General features: G+C 62.0%; 15 protein-coding genes. 7 read left to right on the top strand and 8 right to left on the bottom strand.

What is annotated here, in order from left to right; translation table 11 throughout:
• Positions 1-162: 162 nt before the first annotated feature.
• Together ACU680_RS03815 and ACU680_RS03810 are read right to left on the bottom strand one after the other, a co-directional pair.
• Complete coding sequence (locus ACU680_RS03815; RefSeq protein ID WP_007963599.1) at positions 163-462, bottom strand: BolA family protein; 300 nt, start codon at positions 460-462, stop codon at positions 163-165.
• A 12-nt stretch (positions 463-474) separates the two neighbouring features.
• Positions 475-993 carry a DUF2059 domain-containing protein gene (locus ACU680_RS03810; protein WP_003226938.1) on the bottom strand — a complete coding sequence of 173 codons (519 nt, stop codon included), beginning with the start codon at positions 991-993 and terminating at the stop codon, positions 475-477.
• A 193-nt stretch (positions 994-1,186) separates the two neighbouring features.
• Here ACU680_RS03810 and ACU680_RS03805 point away from each other — a divergent pair, with 193 nt between their 5' ends.
• Positions 1,187-2,581 carry a class II fumarate hydratase gene (locus tag ACU680_RS03805; protein ID WP_139054911.1) on the top strand — a complete coding sequence of 465 codons (1,395 nt, stop codon included), beginning with the start codon at positions 1,187-1,189 and terminating at the stop codon, positions 2,579-2,581.
• 113 nt (positions 2,582-2,694) lie between these two features.
• Here the strand turns inward: ACU680_RS03805 and ACU680_RS03800 are convergent, their stop codons facing one another.
• A complete protein-coding gene (locus ACU680_RS03800; protein WP_448178679.1) occupies positions 2,695-3,654 on the bottom strand; it encodes a DMT family transporter in 960 nt (319 codons plus the stop codon).
• Positions 3,655-3,864: 210 nt separating this feature from the next.
• Between ACU680_RS03800 and ACU680_RS03795 the strand changes: the two genes are divergently transcribed.
• Positions 3,865-4,053 carry a DUF6316 family protein gene (locus tag ACU680_RS03795; RefSeq protein WP_448178678.1) on the top strand — a complete coding sequence of 63 codons (189 nt, stop codon included), beginning with the start codon at positions 3,865-3,867 and terminating at the stop codon, positions 4,051-4,053.
• Positions 4,054-4,185: 132 nt separating this feature from the next.
• On the opposite strand, the gene ACU680_RS03790 is transcribed toward ACU680_RS03795, so the two are convergent.
• A complete protein-coding gene (locus tag ACU680_RS03790) occupies positions 4,186-5,370 on the bottom strand; it encodes a thiolase family protein (RefSeq protein WP_448178677.1) in 1,185 nt (394 codons plus the stop codon).
• Positions 5,371-5,472: 102 nt separating this feature from the next.
• The gene (pap, locus tag ACU680_RS03785; protein ID WP_329696181.1) at positions 5,473-6,987 is read right to left on the bottom strand and encodes a polyphosphate:AMP phosphotransferase; all 1,515 of its coding nucleotides are present in this window, start codon (positions 6,985-6,987) and stop codon (positions 5,473-5,475) included.
• Between the two features lie 355 nt (positions 6,988-7,342).
• On the opposite strand from pap, the gene mnmC reads away from it, so the two are divergent.
• The 5 genes from mnmC to ACU680_RS03760 all read left to right on the top strand — a co-directional run bounded on the left by mnmC (position 7,343) and on the right by ACU680_RS03760 (position 14,782).
• Entirely contained in the window at positions 7,343-9,322 is a 1,980-nt protein-coding gene (gene mnmC / locus ACU680_RS03780) for a bifunctional tRNA (5-methylaminomethyl-2-thiouridine)(34)-methyltransferase MnmC2/FAD-dependent 5-carboxymethylaminomethyl-2-thiouridine(34) oxidoreductase MnmC1 (protein WP_448178676.1), read from the top strand.
• A gap of 149 nt (positions 9,323-9,471) precedes the next feature.
• Positions 9,472-11,244: an N-acetylglutaminylglutamine amidotransferase gene (locus tag ACU680_RS03775; protein WP_448178675.1), complete on the top strand. Its 1,773-nt coding sequence runs from the start codon at positions 9,472-9,474 to the stop codon at positions 11,242-11,244.
• 3 nt (positions 11,245-11,247) lie between these two features.
• A complete protein-coding gene (gene ngg, locus ACU680_RS03770; RefSeq protein WP_103484706.1) occupies positions 11,248-12,996 on the top strand; it encodes an N-acetylglutaminylglutamine synthetase in 1,749 nt (582 codons plus the stop codon).
• Between the two features lie 165 nt (positions 12,997-13,161).
• On the top strand, positions 13,162-14,352 hold the full coding sequence (locus ACU680_RS03765) for an osmoprotectant NAGGN system M42 family peptidase (RefSeq protein ID WP_448178674.1): 1,191 nt from the start codon (positions 13,162-13,164) through the stop codon (positions 14,350-14,352).
• 202 nt (positions 14,353-14,554) lie between these two features.
• Positions 14,555-14,782: a YheU family protein gene (locus ACU680_RS03760; protein WP_003192759.1), complete on the top strand. Its 228-nt coding sequence runs from the start codon at positions 14,555-14,557 to the stop codon at positions 14,780-14,782.
• Positions 14,783-14,786: 4 nt separating this feature from the next.
• Here ACU680_RS03760 and csrA read toward each other — a convergent pair whose 3' ends face one another.
• From csrA to ACU680_RS03745, 3 genes are all read right to left on the bottom strand, one after another.
• Positions 14,787-14,972, bottom strand: a complete 186-nt coding sequence (csrA, locus tag ACU680_RS03755) for a carbon storage regulator CsrA (RefSeq protein ID WP_223007747.1) — start codon at positions 14,970-14,972, stop codon at positions 14,787-14,789.
• A gap of 146 nt (positions 14,973-15,118) precedes the next feature.
• Positions 15,119-15,451: a YnfA family protein gene (locus ACU680_RS03750; RefSeq protein WP_007965651.1), complete on the bottom strand. Its 333-nt coding sequence runs from the start codon at positions 15,449-15,451 to the stop codon at positions 15,119-15,121.
• 63 nt (positions 15,452-15,514) lie between these two features.
• Positions 15,515-16,330 carry an SDR family oxidoreductase gene (locus tag ACU680_RS03745; RefSeq protein ID WP_448178673.1) on the bottom strand — a complete coding sequence of 272 codons (816 nt, stop codon included), beginning with the start codon at positions 16,328-16,330 and terminating at the stop codon, positions 15,515-15,517.
• Positions 16,331-16,476 lie beyond the last annotated feature (146 nt).

Genomic DNA, 16,476 nt, shown 5'->3' with positions numbered 1-16,476 from the left:
GCGGATTCTAGCAAAAACACGGTGAATTTTGGATCTGTCGAAACTCTGTGGCGAGGGAGCTTGCTCCCGCTCGGCTGCGCAGCAGTCGCAAAACTCGCATCTTGGGAGTGCTGCGCACTCCAGCGGGAGCAAGCTCCCTCGCCACAACAGCCCTCGCAATCCTCAGTGTTTGCTACCGCCGGCACAGGTCGGCGACGCCGGGGCGGCGCCCACTTCTGCCCATTCCTGCGGGGTGTAGGTGTGCAGCGCCAACGCATGGAACTCGCCCATCAGCTCGCCGAGCGTGCCGTAGACTTTCTGGTGGCGCTTGACCCGGTTCAGGCCTTCGAACTGCGCGCTGACCACCACCGCCTTGAAGTGCGTCTGTAACCCGCGACTGTGCATGTGGCTTTCGTCCAGCACTTGCAGATGCTCAGGCTGCAGCAGGCCCAGCGTCGATTCGATGCGTTGTTGCATGCTCATCACGAACTCCGCTTACTTCTTCTTGGCCGGCGCAGCGCCTTTCGGTGCCAGCTCGTTGGTCATGTCGTCGAGCAACTTGTTGACGACAGGCACGGCGCTTTCCAGCTTGGCCTGGGTCATCTGGGCCGATTGCTGGGTCAGCTGCGGCATTTTTTCCAGGACTTTCTTGCCCAGTGGCGACTGGTAGAACGCGACCAGGTCTTTGAGCTCCGATTCGCTGAAGTTGCTGGTGTAGAGCTTGACCATGTCAGGCTTGAGCTTGTTCCAGCCGATGGCCTGGTCCAGGGCGGCGTTGGCCTTGGCCTGGTAGGTTTCCAGTACGGCTTTCTTGGATTCCGGGGCTTTGGTCTGTTCAAAACGCTGAGCGAACATTTGCTGCACTTGCATGTACACCGGAGTGCCCAGCTTGTCAGCGTGCGCCAGGGTCAGGAAAGCTTCAGCACTGGCGTTGTGGCTGGCGGTATCGGCAAGCACCTGGCCGCTGGCGCAAACCAGTGCAACCGCGGTGCAGATGGCACGAAGACGAGTCATCGAGTTTCCTTTTCAGCTAGGCGAGGTAAAACCCCAAGGGCGACCATTCTGCGCCTAAAAAACCTTGTGGCTCAACCCCCGAGCCTTGCCGTGCTTGATTGGCCGGGTTTTACCGGTCAACAATCGGTTCGAGGGAACCACCTGGGCCTGACCGGGCCTAAACTGCGCAAACAGACCAACAGGAGTGTGCACGATGAGCCGTATCGAAACCGACAGCCTGGGCCAGATCGAAGTCCCGGACGACGCCTACTGGGGTGCTCAGACGCAACGCTCACTGATCAACTTCGCCATTGGCCAGGAACGCATGCCGCTGCCGGTACTGCACGCCCTGGCCCTGATCAAGAAAGCCGCCGCCCGGGTCAACGACCGCAACGGCGACCTGCCCGCCGACATCGCCCGCCTGATCGAACAGGCCGCCGACGAAGTCCTCGACGGCCAGCACGACGACCAGTTTCCGCTGGTGGTCTGGCAGACCGGCAGCGGCACCCAGAGCAACATGAACGTCAACGAAGTGATCGCCGGCCGTGCCAACGAACTGGCCGGCAACCCGCGCGGCGGCAAAACGCCGGTGCATCCCAACGATCACGTCAACCGCTCGCAAAGCTCCAACGACTGCTTCCCCACCGCCATGAGCATCGCCACCGCCAAAGCCGTGCAGGAGCAATTGCTGCCGGCGATCGCCGAGCTGTCCGGTGGTCTGGCCGAATTGGCCGCACGGCACATGAAACTGGTGAAGACCGGCCGTACGCACATGATGGACGCGACGCCGATCACCTTCGGTCAGGAGCTGTCAGGCTTTATAGCGCAGCTGGATTACGCCGAACGGGCGATCCGCGCCGCGCTACCGGCGGTGTGTGAACTGGCGCAGGGTGGTACCGCGGTCGGCACCGGCCTGAATTCGCCGCACGGTTTTGGCGAAGCGATTGCCGCCGAACTCGCCGCCCTTTCCGGCCTGCCGTTCGTTACCGCGCCGAACAAGTTTGCTGCCCTGGCCGGGCATGAGCCGCTGACCAGTCTGTCCGGCGCGCTCAAGACCCTCGCCGTGGCGCTGATGAAAATCGCCAACGACCTGCGCCTGCTCGGCTCCGGCCCTCGTGCTGGCTTTGCCGAAGTCAAGTTGCCGGCGAACGAGCCGGGCAGTTCGATCATGCCCGGCAAGGTCAACCCGACTCAATGCGAAGCGCTGTCGATGCTGGCCTGCCAGGTGTTGGGCAACGACGTCACCATCGGCATCGCGGCGAGTCAGGGTCACCTGCAACTGAACGTGTACAAACCGGTGATTATCCACAATGTGCTGCAATCGATTCGCCTGCTCGCTGACGGGTGCAGCAACTTCCAGCAGCATTGCATTGCAGGGCTCGAGCCGGATGCGCAGGTCATGGCCCAGCACCTGGAACGTGGCCTGATGCTGGTGACTGCACTGAACCCGCACATCGGTTACGACAAATCAGCGGAAATCGCCAAGAAGGCTTACGGCGAAGGCCTGACCTTGCGTGAGGCGGCGCTGCAGCTGGGCTATCTGACCGATGAAGAGTTCGATGCCTGGGTGCGTCCGGAGAATATGATCGAGGCTGGCGCCAAGGGCTAGCTTATGCAGCGCCTGAAAGTAAGCCTTCGAGAGCAAGCTCGCTCCCACATTTTGATCGGTGTACGCCGTGACAATGTGGGAGCGAGCTTGCTCGCGAATGAGGTTGACGCGATTCAACTGGCGGCCATCTTCATCCGCCGCGCCTTCAGCCCGGCAATCAACGATGGCCCCAACGCCACCAGCGCCGACCCCAGCACCACCAGCACCGCCCCGCCATAACCCAGCCCGTTGATCTGCTCGGCGTGCACATAGTCCGGCCACACCCCGGCGGCAATCGCCACCGCGCCAAAGGTCACCAACGGCGTGATCGCCAGCGTCGCACTGACCCGCGAGGCCTCCCAATGCGCCAGCGCCTCGGCAAAGGCACCGTAGGCAATCAGCGTGTTCATGCAGCACGCCAACAGCAGCCAGCCCTGCAACGGGCTTAGCTCCAGCGCTTTGAGTGGATGCACCCACGGCGTCAGCAGCAGCGCGCAGAACAGGTAGATCACCATCATCACCTGCAGCGAATTCCACACCGTGAGCAACTGCTTCTGACCCAGCGCATAGAAGGTCCAGACCGTCGAGGCCAAGAGCACCAGCAACACGCCGGCGGTATAGTCCGACAATGAGGTGAGCAGTTCGGCCAGCCGTTGATTGAAAAACAGCACAAAGCCGATCAGCAACACCGCCAGGCCAATGCCCTGACCGATGCTGAAGCGCTCCTTGAACACAAACAGGCTGGCGATCAGCAACATGATCGGCCCCATCTGCACCACCAGTTGCGCGGTGCCGGGGCTGAGCAGGTTGAGACCCATCAGGTACAACACGTAGTTGCCCACCAGCCCGAGCACCGCCATCAACACCAGCCAGCCGCCCTTTGGCCCCAGCACCTTGCGACTGGGCAAGCGCCTGACCGAAGCCAGATAAATGAACAGGCATCCCCCGGAGACCAACAGGCGAAACCAGGTCACGGTGATCGGGTCCATCACCTGCAACACCTGTTTGAGCTTGATCGGCAGGATGCCCCACAAAAATGCCGTCAGCAGCGCCAGGAACAGACCGTAAACCCAGCGACCGGATGAAATGTGCATGCGAACCCCAATGCCTGCTGACAAGAGCGGTCATTCTAGGCTCGCCGTCAGACGTAACACAGGGACAGTTCGGGCCAGGCCGCGAATGAAACTGTGCAGGTCGCAGTATTAAATTGACGCTTTGCCGTTGATCGGCTCACCGGGCGTGCCAAGTGCTTCAGGCATAAGCTGATTGGATCCCTGCAACGGATCACTCAAGGAGCCCCGATCATGTACGGAATGCGCGCCCAGGACAGCGCCCCCGCCACGCACTTTCGCAGCGACCGGTTGTGCCGGGTCAATGGCGAACTGTTTTTCTGCACGCGGGAGAACACCCTTGAGGGGCCGTTCGAGTCCCCGGAGAAGGCTGAGCAGGAAATTCAGGCGTATATCGCGCGGATGCAGGCGCAGACAGCGTAGACCTGTGGCGAGGGAGCTTGCTCCCGCTGGGGCGCGCAGCGGCCCTCGTTTCAGGCTTTACCGGGAAATTTCAGGTCTGCTCCGCAGCCCAGCGGGAGCAAGCTCCCTCGCCACAAGGATTGTGTTGGCCCGTCAGCGAACAGCCTCAAACAACCCCGTCGCCCCCATCCCGCCCCCCACGCACATGGTCACGATGCCGTAACGCAAATTACGCCGCTGCAACTCACGCACCAGATGCCCGACCTGCCGCGATCCGGTCATGCCGAACGGGTGGCCGATGGAGATCGAGCCGCCGTTGACGTTGTATTTTTCGTTGTCGATCTCCAGCCGATCGCGGGCATACAGGCACTGCGAAGCAAACGCCTCGTTGAGCTCCCACAGGTCGATATCGGCCACTTGCAGGCCCTTGGCCTTGAGCAGTTTTGGCACCGAGAACACCGGGCCGATGCCCATTTCATCCGGCTCGCACCCGGCGACGGTGAAGCCACGGAAAAACGCTTTGGGCTTGAGCCCCAGTTGCAGGGCTTTTTCCAGGCTCATCACCAGCGTCATCGAGGCGCCGTCAGACAGCTGTGACGAGTTGCCGGCTGTCACCGAACCGTCCTCGGCAAATACCGGTTTCAGTCCGGCGAGACTTTCGTAAGTGGTGTCCGGGCGGTTGCAGTCGTCGCGATCGACGATGCCGTCAAGAATCTGCACAGCGCCGCTGTTCTTGTCCTCGACCCGGTACTTGACCGCCATCGGCACAATTTCGTCATCGAACAGCCCGGCCGCCTGCGCCTGGGCAGTGCGCAACTGGCTTTGCAGCGCGTAACGATCCTGGGCCTCGCGGCTGACGTCGTAACGGCGCGCAACCACTTCGGCGGTCTGGCCCATGGTGTAGTAGATGCCCGGCACCTGCTGCTTGAGCAAAGGGTTGATCAGGTGATCGGTGTTGACGCTTTTCAGGGTCAGGCTGATCGACTCGACGCCGCCGGCAACAATGATGTCGCTGCAACCGGAAGCAATCTGGTTGGCGGCAATCGCAATCGCCTGCAAACCCGAAGAGCAGAAACGGTTGAGGGTCATGCCGGCCACACCGGTGCCCAGCCGCGAAAGCACCGCCACGTTGCGGCCGATGTTGTAACCCTGCGCGCCCTCGTTGGAGCCGGCGCCGACAATGCAGTCCTCGACGCTGGCCGGGTCGATGTCGTTGCGCGACAGCAGCGCGTTGACGCAATGGGCCGCCATGTCGTCGGGACGGGTCTGGTTGAACTTGCCGCGAAAGGACTTGGCCAGGCCGGTCCGCACGCTGTCGACGATCACCACTTCACGCATGGCATACCTCAATTGTTGTTGTCGGAGGAGAGTGAACCGAGGATAAGTCCAGCCCGCCGCCGACCGCGACAATCATTCACCCCGCGTATGCGTGTCCATGGCTCAGTGCTTGTGTTTTTTCGCGTGCTTGTCGGATTTCTCGAAGGCTTCCTCGAGCGCGCGGTTGATCGTGCGCAGCACCTTGACCCGCGCCCAGCGCTTGTCATTGGCCTCGACCAGGGTCCAGGGCGAAATCTCGGTGCTAGTGCGGTCGACCATGTCGCCGACCGCCGTGCGATAGGCGTCCCACTTGTCGCGGTTGCGCCAGTCGTCCTCGGTGATCTTGAAGCGCTTGAACGGGATCTCTTCGCGGGCCTGAAAACGCTCCATTTGCGTGTCCTTGTCGATGGCCAGCCAGAACTTGACGACGATCACCCCGGCGTCGGCGATCTGCTCTTCGAAGTCGTTGATCTCGCTGTAGGCCCGCAGCCAGTCGGCCGGGCTGCAAAAGCCCTCGATCCGCTCGACCAGCACCCGGCCATACCAGGAACGATCGAACACGGTGAACTTGCCCCGCGCCGGCAGGTGCCGCCAGAAGCGCCACAGATACGGTTGCGCACGTTCCTCCTCGGTCGGCGCGGCAATCGGCACGATATTGTATTGACGCGGATCGAGCGCCGCCGCCACCCGGCGAATCGCCCCGCCCTTGCCCGCCGCATCGTTGCCTTCGAACACCGCCACCAGTGCATGGCGACGCATGCGTTTGTCGCGCATCAGCCCGGACAACCGTGCCTGCTCGGTAATCAGTTGTTCTTCGTAGTCTTTCTTTTCCAGCCGCTGATTGAGGTCGAGGCTGTCGAGCAGATTGAGTTGATCGACCGCCGTGCCCAGCGGTGCGGCGTTGACCTCCTCAGTCTCTACCTGCGCACGCTTGAGCGCATTCTGCAGGCCTTCGAGCAGGATCTTGCCCACCGCCAGGCTGCGGTAGTTGGCGTCCATGCCTTCGATGATGTGCCACGGCGCGTAGTCGCGGCTGGTGCGGCGCAGCACGCGCTCGCCGTATTTGACGAACTTGTCGTAGGTCTGCGATTGCTGCCAGTCCAGCGGGCTGATGCGCCAGCTGTGCAGCGGGTCGTCGGCCAGCGCCTTGAGGCGAGCCTTCATCTGTTTCTTGGACAGGTGAAACCAGAACTTGAAGATCAGCGCGCCTTCATCGCAGAGCATCTTTTCCAGACGCTCGGCGGCGTTGATTGCCTGATCCAGACGCGGATCCTTGAACAGACCGTGAACTCGCCCCTGGAGCATCTGGCTGTACCAGTTGCCAAAGAAAATCCCCATCCGCCCCTTGGCCGGCAGCATCCGCCAGTAACGCCAGGCCGGTGGCCGCGCCAGTTCTTCATCGGTCTGCTGATCGAAGGTGCGCACCTCGATCAGGCGCGGGTCCATCCACTCGTTGAGCAACTTGACGGTCTCGCCCTTGCCCGCGCCTTCGATGCCGTTGATCAGGACGATCACGGGAAAACGCTTCTGCTGCTGCAACTCGAACTGCGCCTCGAGCAACGCTTCGCGCAGTGCAGGCACCGCCGCGTCGTAAGTCTCTTTGTCGATGGCATGGCCGATTTCGGCGGATTCAAACATGGGGACGGCTCCTTCCAGGATTCAGCAAGACTAGCGGATTGGGCACAGATGCAGGGCAGAAATTCCCCACCACAACAAGCAGAAGGGACGAACCCCTGTGGCGAGGGAGCTTGCTCCCGCTGGGTTGCGCAGCAACCCGAAAACCTTTCACCCCGGTTACTCCAGTTAAACCGCGTGCGCCGGCTTTACGACTGCTGCGCAGCCGAGCGGGAGCAAGCTCCCTCGCCACAGAAAAGCTCACTTTCAGCCACAAACAGTGAATTTTCCTTGAACCCCCTCAACCCAGCCTTGCCATGGATCAAGCACCCCGCGCCCATTCAGCTAGAATGGCCGCCTTGTCGTTGCCGAGCCTGCCATGAAACCTGTATTGCCCCACGCCCAACTCGACTGGGATGACCACGGACGTCCGCGCTCGCGGGTGTTCGATGACGTGTATTTTTCCGACCAGTCGGGGCTGGATGAAACCCGTTACGTGTTCCTCGAACAGAACCGTCTGGCCGAGCGTTTTGCCGCGTTGCCGGCGCACGGGCGGCTGGTGATCGGCGAAACCGGCTTCGGCACCGGGCTGAATTTTCTCTGCGCCTGGCAGCTGTTCGAGCAGCACGCGGTGGCCGGTGCGCGGCTGCATTTTGTCAGTGTCGAAAAGTACCCGCTGAGCCCGACGGATCTGCAACAGGCCCTGGCCCTGTGGCCGGAACTCAAGCCTCTGGCCGATCAGTTGCTCAAGCATTACGTGGCGATCCATCAGGGCTTTCAGCGGATCGTCCTCGGCAACGGTCGGGTCACGCTGACGCTGCTGATCGGCGATGCGCTGGAGCAACTGCCGCAACTCGATGCGCAGATCGACGCGTGGTTTCTCGACGGTTTCGCCCCGGCGAAAAACCCCGACATGTGGACCGCTGAACTGTTCGCCGAACTGGCGCGACTGGCGGCGCCCGGCTCGACCATCAGCACCTTCACCAGCACCGGCTGGGTGCGGCGTCTGCTCAACGCGGCCGGGTTCAAGATGAAACGCACCCCGGGCATCGGCCACAAGTGGGAGATCCTGCGCGGCGAGTTTCTCGGCTGGCCGCAGGACGTCGCGCCACCGCTGCCGGACAAACCGTGGTTCGCCCGCCCTGCCCCGCTGACCGGTGAACGTCGCGCACTGGTGATCGGCGCCGGGCTGGCCGGTTGTGCGACCGCTGCCAGCCTCGCGGCGCGCGGCTGGCAAGTCAGTCTGCTGGAGCGTCACGCGGCCGTGGCACAGGAAGCGTCGGGCAATCCGCAGGGCGTGCTGTACCTGAAGCTGTCGGCCCACGGCACTGCGTTGTCGCAACTGATCGTCAGCGGCTTCGGCTACACCCGTCGTCTGCTGGAAACCCTGCAACGCGGCACCGACTGGGACGATTGCGGCGTGCTGCAACTGGCGTTCAATGCCAAGGAAGCCGAGCGTCAGGCGCAACTGGCCGCGGCATTCCCGGAAGATCTGGTGCACTGGCTTGATCAGCCGCAAGCCGAAATCCAAGCCGGGATTGCGCTGGCACACGGCGGGCTGTTCTACCCCGAAGGAGGCTGGGTGCATCCACCCGCGCTGTGCCAGGCGCAAGCCGCGCAAGCAAACATCGAACTGCTCAAGCATCACGAAGTGCTGGAACTGCGCAAGGTCGAAGGTCAGTGGCAAGCCCTCGACGGCGAGCGCGTGCTCGCCAGCGCGCCGGTGGTGATATTGGCCGGCGCGGCGGAGATCAAACGCTTCGCGCAAAGTGCCGAGCTGCCGCTCAAACGCATTCGCGGACAGATCACCCGCCTGCCACAAACCGCCGAGAGCCGGGCGCTGCGCACCGTGGTCTGCGCCGAAGGTTATGTCGCCCCGGCACGCCTGGGCGAACACACGCTGGGTGCGAGTTTCGACTTCAACAGCGACGACCTGACCCCGACCACCGCCGAGCACCTGGGCAATCTGGCGATGCTCGAAGAGATCTCCAGCGACCTGGTAGCGCGCCTGCACATCAATCAACTGCCCACGGAAACTCTGGAGGGACGCGCCGCATTCCGCTGCACCAGTCCCGATTATCTGCCGATCGTCGGCCCGCTGGCCGACCGCGCAGCCTTCACTCAGGCCTACGCCGTGTTGAGCAAGGATGCGCGACAAGTGCCGGACATCGCCTGCCCATGGCTCGATGGCCTGTACGTCAACAGCGGCCACGGTTCACGCGGGCTGATCACCGCGCCGCTGTCTGGCGAACTGCTCGCGGCGTGGCTGGACAACGAGCCGCTGCCGCTGCCCCGAAGCGTCGCCGAGGCCTGCCATCCCAACCGTTTCGCGCTGCGTACGTTGATTCGCGGCAAATGAAAAATCGCGACTGGCCGCTGGTCAGTCGCCCCCGCTTATAACTCATCGTTCTAAAACTCCCACATCTGCAGCGGGTCAGTTTCTGAGTACCGGCCATTTTGGCCAGACTTGAATGACCCCTCCCCAACGGAAAAACCGGTAAGGACTTTATGTGCGGATTAGCTGGCGAGTTACGTTTTGATCATCAACCTGCAGACCTTGCAGCGGTAGAGCGAATCACCCATCACCTGGCCCCTCGCGGCCCCGACGCGTGGGGCTTCCATGCCCAAGGGCCGATTGCCCTGGGCCATCGTCGCCTGAAAATCATGGACCTGTCGGACGGCTCGGCGCAGCCGATGATCGACAGCCAACTGGGCTTGTCCCTGGCCTTCAACGGCGCGATCTACAACTTCCCGGAACTGCGCGCCGAGCTCGAAGCGCTGGGCTATGCCTTCTATTCCGGTGGCGACACCGAAGTGCTGCTCAAGGGCTACCACGCCTGGGGCGAAGCGCTGCTGCCGAAACTCAACGGCATGTTCGCGTTCGCCATCTGGGAGCGCGATGCCCAGCGTCTGTTCATCGCCCGTGACCGTCTCGGCGTGAAGCCTTTGTACCTGTCGCGCACCGGCCAGCGTTTGCGCTTTGCCTCGGCCCTGCCGGCGCTGCTCAAGGGCGGCGACATCAACCCGATCCTCGATCCGGTGGCGCTCAATCACTATCTGAATTTCCATGCGGTGGTGCCTGCTCCACGCACCTTGCTCGCGGGCATCGAAAAGCTGCCGCCAGCGACCTGGATGCGCGTCGAAGCCGATGGCCGCACCGAACAGAAAACCTGGTGGACCCTGCCCTACGGCCCGCACGACGACGAGAAAAACCTGACCCTCGAAGACTGGCGCGACCGCGTGCTCGACAGCACCCGCGAAGCCGTGGCAATCCGTCAACGGGCGGCGGTGGATGTCGGCGTGCTGCTGTCCGGCGGTGTCGATTCGAGCATGTTGGTTGGCTTGCTGCGTGAAGTCGGCGTGGAGAACCTGTCGACCTTTTCCATCGGTTTCCAGGATGCCGGCGGCGAGCGTGGCGATGAATTCCAGTATTCCGATCTGATCGCCAAACACTACGGCACGCAACACCATCAATTGCGCATCGACGAAAAAGAGATCATCGAGCAACTGCCCGCCGCATTCCGCGCGATGAGCGAGCCGATGGTCAGCCACGACTGCATCGCCTTTTACCTGTTGTCCCGCGAAGTGGCCAAGCACTGCAAAGTGGTGCAAAGCGGTCAGGGCGCGGACGAGTTGTTCGCCGGGTATCACTGGTATCCGCAAGTTGATGGCGCGGCCGATCCGTACGCGGCCTATCGCGCGGCGTTCTTCGACCGCAGCTACGACGACTATGCGGCCACCGTACAGCCGAAATGGCTGACCGCGAATGACGCGGCCGGCGACTTCGTGAAAGAGCACTTTGCCCAACCCGGCGCCGAGGTTGCGGTCGATAAAGCGCTGCGTCTGGACAGCACGGTGATGCTGGTGGACGACCCGGTCAAACGTGTCGACAACATGACCATGGCCTGGGGTCTGGAAGCGCGCACGCCGTTCCTCGACTATCGACTGGTTGAACTGTCGGCGCGAATTCCCGGCCAGTTCAAGCTGCCCGATGGCGGCAAACAGGTGTTGAAAGAAGCGGCGCGGCTGGTGATCCCGAGTGAAGTGATTGACCGCAAGAAAGGCTATTTCCCGGTACCGGGCCTCAAGCATTTGCAGGGCGACACCCTGAGCTGGGTGCGTGAGCTGCTGCTCGATCCGAGTCAGGATCGCGGCCTGTTCAACCCGGCCATGCTCGACAAACTGCTGACTGATCCGCAAGGCCAACTGACGCCATTGCGCGGCTCGAAACTGTGGCAACTGGCGGCCCTGAACCTGTGGCTCAGTGAACAAGGAATCTGATTGATGAAACCTCACGCCACGGCGATCAACCAACGCCTGTTACGCGGTCAGACACCGTCGTATGAACGCTTGCAGGCGCGTCTGGCCGAAGACGGCAGCGAACTCGGTGCCGACCCCATTGCCGTGCATTGCGGCTGGGGCCGGCTGCTGATCGGTCACACCTTTCCCGACCCGGCGACGCTGGCACAGGAACTGCTCAACGAGCAGCCCGGCGAACGCGATATCGCCCTGTACGTCGCCGCACCGCAGCAGATTCTCGGTCTGGAACCGACGCAACTGTTTCTCGACCCATCGGACACTCTGCGCCTGTGGTTCAGCGATTACCGCCAGGCCACCCGGGTGTTTCGCGGCTTCCGTATCCGTCGGGCGCAAAGCGAAGCAGACTGGCAGGCGATCAACCTGCTGTATCAGGCGCGCGGCATGCTGCCGATCGATGCCACACGACTGACCCCGCATCATCAGGGCGGTCCGGTGTACTGGTTGGCTGAAGATGAAGACAGCGGCGCGGTGATCGGCAGCGTCATGGGCCTCAATCACCAGAAAGCCTTCAACGATCCGGAACATGGCAGCAGCCTGTGGTGCCTGGCGGTGGATCCGCAGTGCTCGCGGCCCGGTGTCGGCGAAGTGCTGGTGCGGCATTTGATCGAGCACTTCATGAGTCGCGGCCTGAGCTATCTGGATCTGTCGGTGCTGCATGACAACCGTCAGGCCAAGAATCTTTACGCCAAGCTCGGTTTTCGCAATCTCTCAACCTTCGCGATCAAGCGCAAGAACGGCATCAATCAGACGCTGTTCCTCGGGCCCGGGCCGGAAGCCAACTTCAACCCCTACGCGCGGATCATCGTCGAGGAAGCGCATCGCCGTGGCATCGACGTGCAGGTGGACGATGCCGAAGCCGGGCTGTTCACCCTCAGTCACGGCGGGCGCCGAGTGCGCTGCCGCGAATCACTGAGCGACCTGACCAGCGCAATCAGCATGAGTCTGTGCCAAGACAAAAGCCTGACCCACAAAGTGTTGAAAGCCGCCGGCCTGAAGCTGCCCTCGCAGCAACTGGCGGGCAACGCCGACGACAACCTGGCGTTTCTCGACGAGCATCAGCGGGTGGTGGTCAAGCCGCTCGACGGCGAACAGGGTCAAGGCGTGGCGGTGGATTTGCAGAGCATCGAGGAGGTGCAGCAAGCCATCGAAGCCGCCAAACATTTTGACAGCCGCGTGCTACTGGAAAGCTTCCACGAAGGCCTCGACCTGCGGATTCTGGTGATCGGTTTTGAAGTAGTGGCGGCAGCCATTCGCCGTCCCGCCGAAGTAGTCGGCGACGGGCACCATTCGATCGGTGCGTTGATCGAAGCTCAAAGTCGCCGTCGGCAAGCGGCCACCAGCGGCGAGAGCAAGATCCCGCTGGATCACGAAACCCAACGCACCTTGCATGCCGCCGGTTATGACTACAGCAGCATCCTGCCTGCGGGCGAGCATCTGTTCGTGCGCCGCACGGCCAATCTGCACACCGGTGGCACGCTGGAAGACGTCACGGCGATTCTGCACCCGACCCTGGTCGATGCAGCGGTGCGTGCAGCGCGGGCGCTGGACATTCCGATGGTTGGCCTCGACCTGATGGTGCCGGCGGCGGATCAGCCGGAGTACGTGTTTATCGAAGCCAACGAACGCGCGGGATTGGCCAATCATGAGCCGCAGCCGACGGCGGAGCGGTTTGTCGATCTGTTGTTTCCGCACAGTCAGCCGGCTGTTTCTTGATCATGTAGAGCCTGAACCGGCCCCATCGCTGGCAAGCCAGCTCCCACAGGTTTACCGGTGTGCCCAATCACTGTGGGAGCTGGCTTGCCAGCGATGAGGCCCTGACAGGCAACACAAATTCCCTCATCGAAACCATCGATGCGCCTCAACTCATCAGGAGTTTCCATGACCACACACATCCCCGAACCGGATCTGAACTACCTGCAAAAAGTCCTGCTGGAAATGCTCGCCATTCCCAGCCCTACCGGGTTCACCGACACCATCGTGCGTTACGTCGCCGAGCGTCTGGAAGAACTTGGCATCCCGTTCGAAATGACCCGGCGCGGCACCATTCGCGCCACGCTCAAGGGCAAGAAAAACAGCCCTGACCGCGCTGTCTCCGCGCACCTGGATACCATCGGCGCCGCCGTGCGTGCGGTGAAGGACAACGGTCGCTTGACCCTGGCGCCGGTCGGTTGCTGGTCGAGCCGTTTTGCCGAAGGCAGCCGGGTCAGCCTGTTCACCGACAATGGCGTGATTCGCGGCAGCGTTTTGCCGCTGATGGCCTCCGGGCACGCGTTTAACACTGCCGTTGACGAGATGCCGATCAGCTGGGATCACGTCGAGCTGCGTCTGGATGCCTACTGCGCGACCAAGGCCGATTGCGACTCGCTGGGCATCAGCGTCGGCGACGTGGTGGCGTTCGACCCGCTGCCGGAGTTCACCGAGAGCGGCCACATCAGCGCCCGACACCTCGATGACAAGGCCGGTGTGGCGGCATTGCTCGCCGCGCTCAAGGCCATCGTCGACAGCGGTCAGGAATTGATGATCGACTGTCACCCGTTGTTCACCATCACCGAAGAAACCGGCAGCGGCGCGGCGGCGGCATTGCCGTGGGATGTCAGCGAATTCGTCGGCATCGACATCGCACCGGTCGCACCCGGCCAGCATTCCAGCGAACACGCGGTGAGCGTGGCGATGCAGGATTCCGGCGGGCCTTACGACTATCACTTGTCCCGGCATTTGCTGCGTCTGGCCGGGGAAAACGATCTGCCGGTGCGCCGTGACCTGTTTCGCTATTACTTCAGCGATGCGCATTCGGCGGTGACCGCCGGACACGATATCCGCACCGCCCTGCTCGCCTTTGGCTGCGACGCGACCCATGGTTATGAACGTACGCACATCGACAGTCTCGCGGCGCTCAGTCGTTTGCTCGGGGCGTACATTCTGAGTCCGCCGGTATTTGCCAGCGATGCGGCGCCGGCCAATGCTTCGCTGGATCGCTTCAGTCATCAGATCGAGCATGACACGCAGATGGAGAGCGATACGCGGGTGCCGTCGGTGGACAGTCTGGTGGGGCAGCGTTCCGACAGTTGATCCGGGGTTCTGTGGTGGCTGGCCTGGCCCCATCGCTGGCAAGCCAGCTCCCACAGTTTTCGGGGTGGATCACTTATCTGTGTACACCATCAAACCCTGTGGGAGCTGGCTGGCCAGCGATAGGGCCGATACTGCCCACACAAAACTGGCAGCCAGCCACCAATCGCCGTAGCATCCCGCCATTGATTTAGCCGAGGTGCCCATGCTGATTCCCTACGACGCTCTTGAAGTCGACACCCTCACCCGCCTGATCGAGGATTTCGTCACCCGCGACGGCACCGACAACGGTGATGACACACCGCTGGAGACCCGCGTGTTGCGCGTGCGCCAGGCGCTGACCAAAGGTCAGGCACTGATCGTGTTCGATCCGGAAAGCGAGCAATGCCAGTTGATGCTCAAACACGATGTGCCCAAACATCTGTTCGACTGAGACCTCAGCGAACCTTTTCAGTGATCTGTTTGCGCTGGATCCGCTCGTAGACTTCAGAGCGGTGCACATTGACCTTCTGCGGCGCCTCGACACCAAAGCGCACACTGGAACCGTTGACTGACAACACGCGCACGGATATGTCGTCACCGATGGAAATCAACTCGCCCACAACACGGCTGAGTACAAGCATGGAGTTCGTCCTTCAGGGTTAACCAGCCCTGAAGATGCGCGGTGGGCACGCGCTCTACAATGGGTCGCGCGCAATTCAGTCTTGCCCTACATCCTGAGTCGCTGCGCCCTTCAGACATTTCCTGCAAATGGCTAAACAGTCTCGCCTCAAGCGGCAGTAAATCGCGGTCCGAACAGGATCACGCTGGCGCCGATCACGCACAGCGCCACGCCGATCCAGTCCGAACCCAGCGGGCGCACCCGCTCGACCACCGCCAGCCAGCCGATCGACGCGACGATGTAGATCCCGCCATACGCGGCATAGGCGCGCCCGGCGTAAGCCGCTTCCACGCGAGTCAACAACAGGGCGAACAGGGTCAGGCTGAGCAGCGCCGGGATCACCCACAGGGCACTTTTACCCTGACGCAGCCACATGAAAAAGGCGAAACAGCCGGCGATTTCAAACAGCGCCGCGAGGAAAAACCACAGGTAATTGAGCATTGATGTGTCTCGACAGGGTGACCATTGCGGCCACCCTAACGACGCGACACCCTTCGGGCAAGTTCAGCCGTTGGTTTGTCTGGCCTTGGCGCGCATTTTATCGGCCATGCTGGTCATTTCGTTGTAGATCAGTTGCGGGTTCTTCTGTTTGATCGCCCAGGCCATGCGCCCCTGCTCGTGCGGCAGGATCATGAATTCGCCGGCGGCCACTTGCTGGTAGATATAGTCAGCGATGTCGGCAGCCGTAATCGGCGAACTTTCCAGCAACTTGCCGACCTGGGCTTTCATGGCCGGCGTCGGGCCACGGAACGAGTCGAGCAAGTTGGTCTGGAAGAACGACGGGCAGACCACATGTACGCTGACTTCCTGCTGCGCCAGTTCGATCAGCAAACTTTCCGACAACGCCACTACACCGGCCTTGGCCACGTTGTAGTTGCTCATGGCCGGGCCTTGCATCAGTGCAGCCATCGAAGCGATGTTGATGATCTTGCCTTTGCTCTGTTCGAGCAGCGGCAGGAACGCCTTGCAGCCCTTGACCACCCCCATCAGGTTGATCGCGATCTGCCAGTCCCAATCCTCCAGCGACAGTTCGCTGAAGAATCCGCCGGACGCCACACCGGCGTTGTTGACGATGACATCGATGCCGCCGAGCTTCACTTCGCAAGCCTGAGCAAACGCAGTGAGCTGGCTGTAATCACGCACGTCGCAACGTTGGGTGAAACCGTCACCACCGGCCTCGCGCACCCGCTTCAGGGTTTCCTGCAGGCCAGGTTCGCTGACGTCGGACAAGGCCAGCTGCCAGCCTTCACGCGCCCAGCGCAGCGCGATTTCGCGTCCTAAACCTGAGCCCGCACCGGTGATCATCATGCGATTTTGCATAGCAGACAGCCTTGTTGTTTCGTAGGAGATGCGCGGAGTGTAGCGAAGGATCCCGGCTATCCCACGCTCCATCAGATTGCTGAATACAGGATCAAAAGATCGCAGCCTTCGGCAGCTCCTACACCGATTCCTGTAGGAGCTGCCGA

This window comes from Pseudomonas sp. LF020 (assembly GCF_053456425.1).
Note: the sequence above shows the minus strand (reverse complement) of the source record. Positions and strands in the feature narration are given on the sequence as shown.

Bases quoted from the DNA above. Each gene is read 5' to 3' on its own strand.
- ACU680_RS03800 (WP_448178679.1), bottom strand. From the start codon at position 3,654: ATGCACATTTCATCCGGTCGCTGGGTTTACGGTCTGTTCCTGGCGCTG.
- ACU680_RS03795 (WP_448178678.1), top strand. From the start codon at position 3,865: ATGTACGGAATGCGCGCCCAGGACAGCGCCCCCGCCACGCACTTTCGC.
- csrA (WP_223007747.1), bottom strand. From the start codon at position 14,972: ATGCTTGTACTCAGCCGTGTTGTGGGCGAGTTGATTTCCATCGGTGAC.
- ACU680_RS03750 (WP_007965651.1), bottom strand. From the start codon at position 15,451: ATGCTCAATTACCTGTGGTTTTTCCTCGCGGCGCTGTTTGAAATCGCC.
- ACU680_RS03760 (WP_003192759.1), top strand. From the start codon at position 14,555: ATGCTGATTCCCTACGACGCTCTTGAAGTCGACACCCTCACCCGCCTG.
- ACU680_RS03765 (WP_448178674.1), top strand. From the start codon at position 13,162: ATGACCACACACATCCCCGAACCGGATCTGAACTACCTGCAAAAAGTC.
- ACU680_RS03805 (WP_139054911.1), top strand. From the start codon at position 1,187: ATGAGCCGTATCGAAACCGACAGCCTGGGCCAGATCGAAGTCCCGGAC.
- pap (WP_329696181.1), bottom strand. From the start codon at position 6,987: ATGTTTGAATCCGCCGAAATCGGCCATGCCATCGACAAAGAGACTTAC.
- ngg (WP_103484706.1), top strand. From the start codon at position 11,248: ATGAAACCTCACGCCACGGCGATCAACCAACGCCTGTTACGCGGTCAG.
- ACU680_RS03810 (WP_003226938.1), bottom strand. From the start codon at position 993: ATGACTCGTCTTCGTGCCATCTGCACCGCGGTTGCACTGGTTTGCGCC.
- ACU680_RS03790 (WP_448178677.1), bottom strand. From the start codon at position 5,370: ATGCGTGAAGTGGTGATCGTCGACAGCGTGCGGACCGGCCTGGCCAAG.
- ACU680_RS03815 (WP_007963599.1), bottom strand. From the start codon at position 462: ATGAGCATGCAACAACGCATCGAATCGACGCTGGGCCTGCTGCAGCCT.
- mnmC (WP_448178676.1), top strand. From the start codon at position 7,343: ATGAAACCTGTATTGCCCCACGCCCAACTCGACTGGGATGACCACGGA.
- ACU680_RS03745 (WP_448178673.1), bottom strand. From the start codon at position 16,330: ATGCAAAATCGCATGATGATCACCGGTGCGGGCTCAGGTTTAGGACGC.
- ACU680_RS03775 (WP_448178675.1), top strand. From the start codon at position 9,472: ATGTGCGGATTAGCTGGCGAGTTACGTTTTGATCATCAACCTGCAGAC.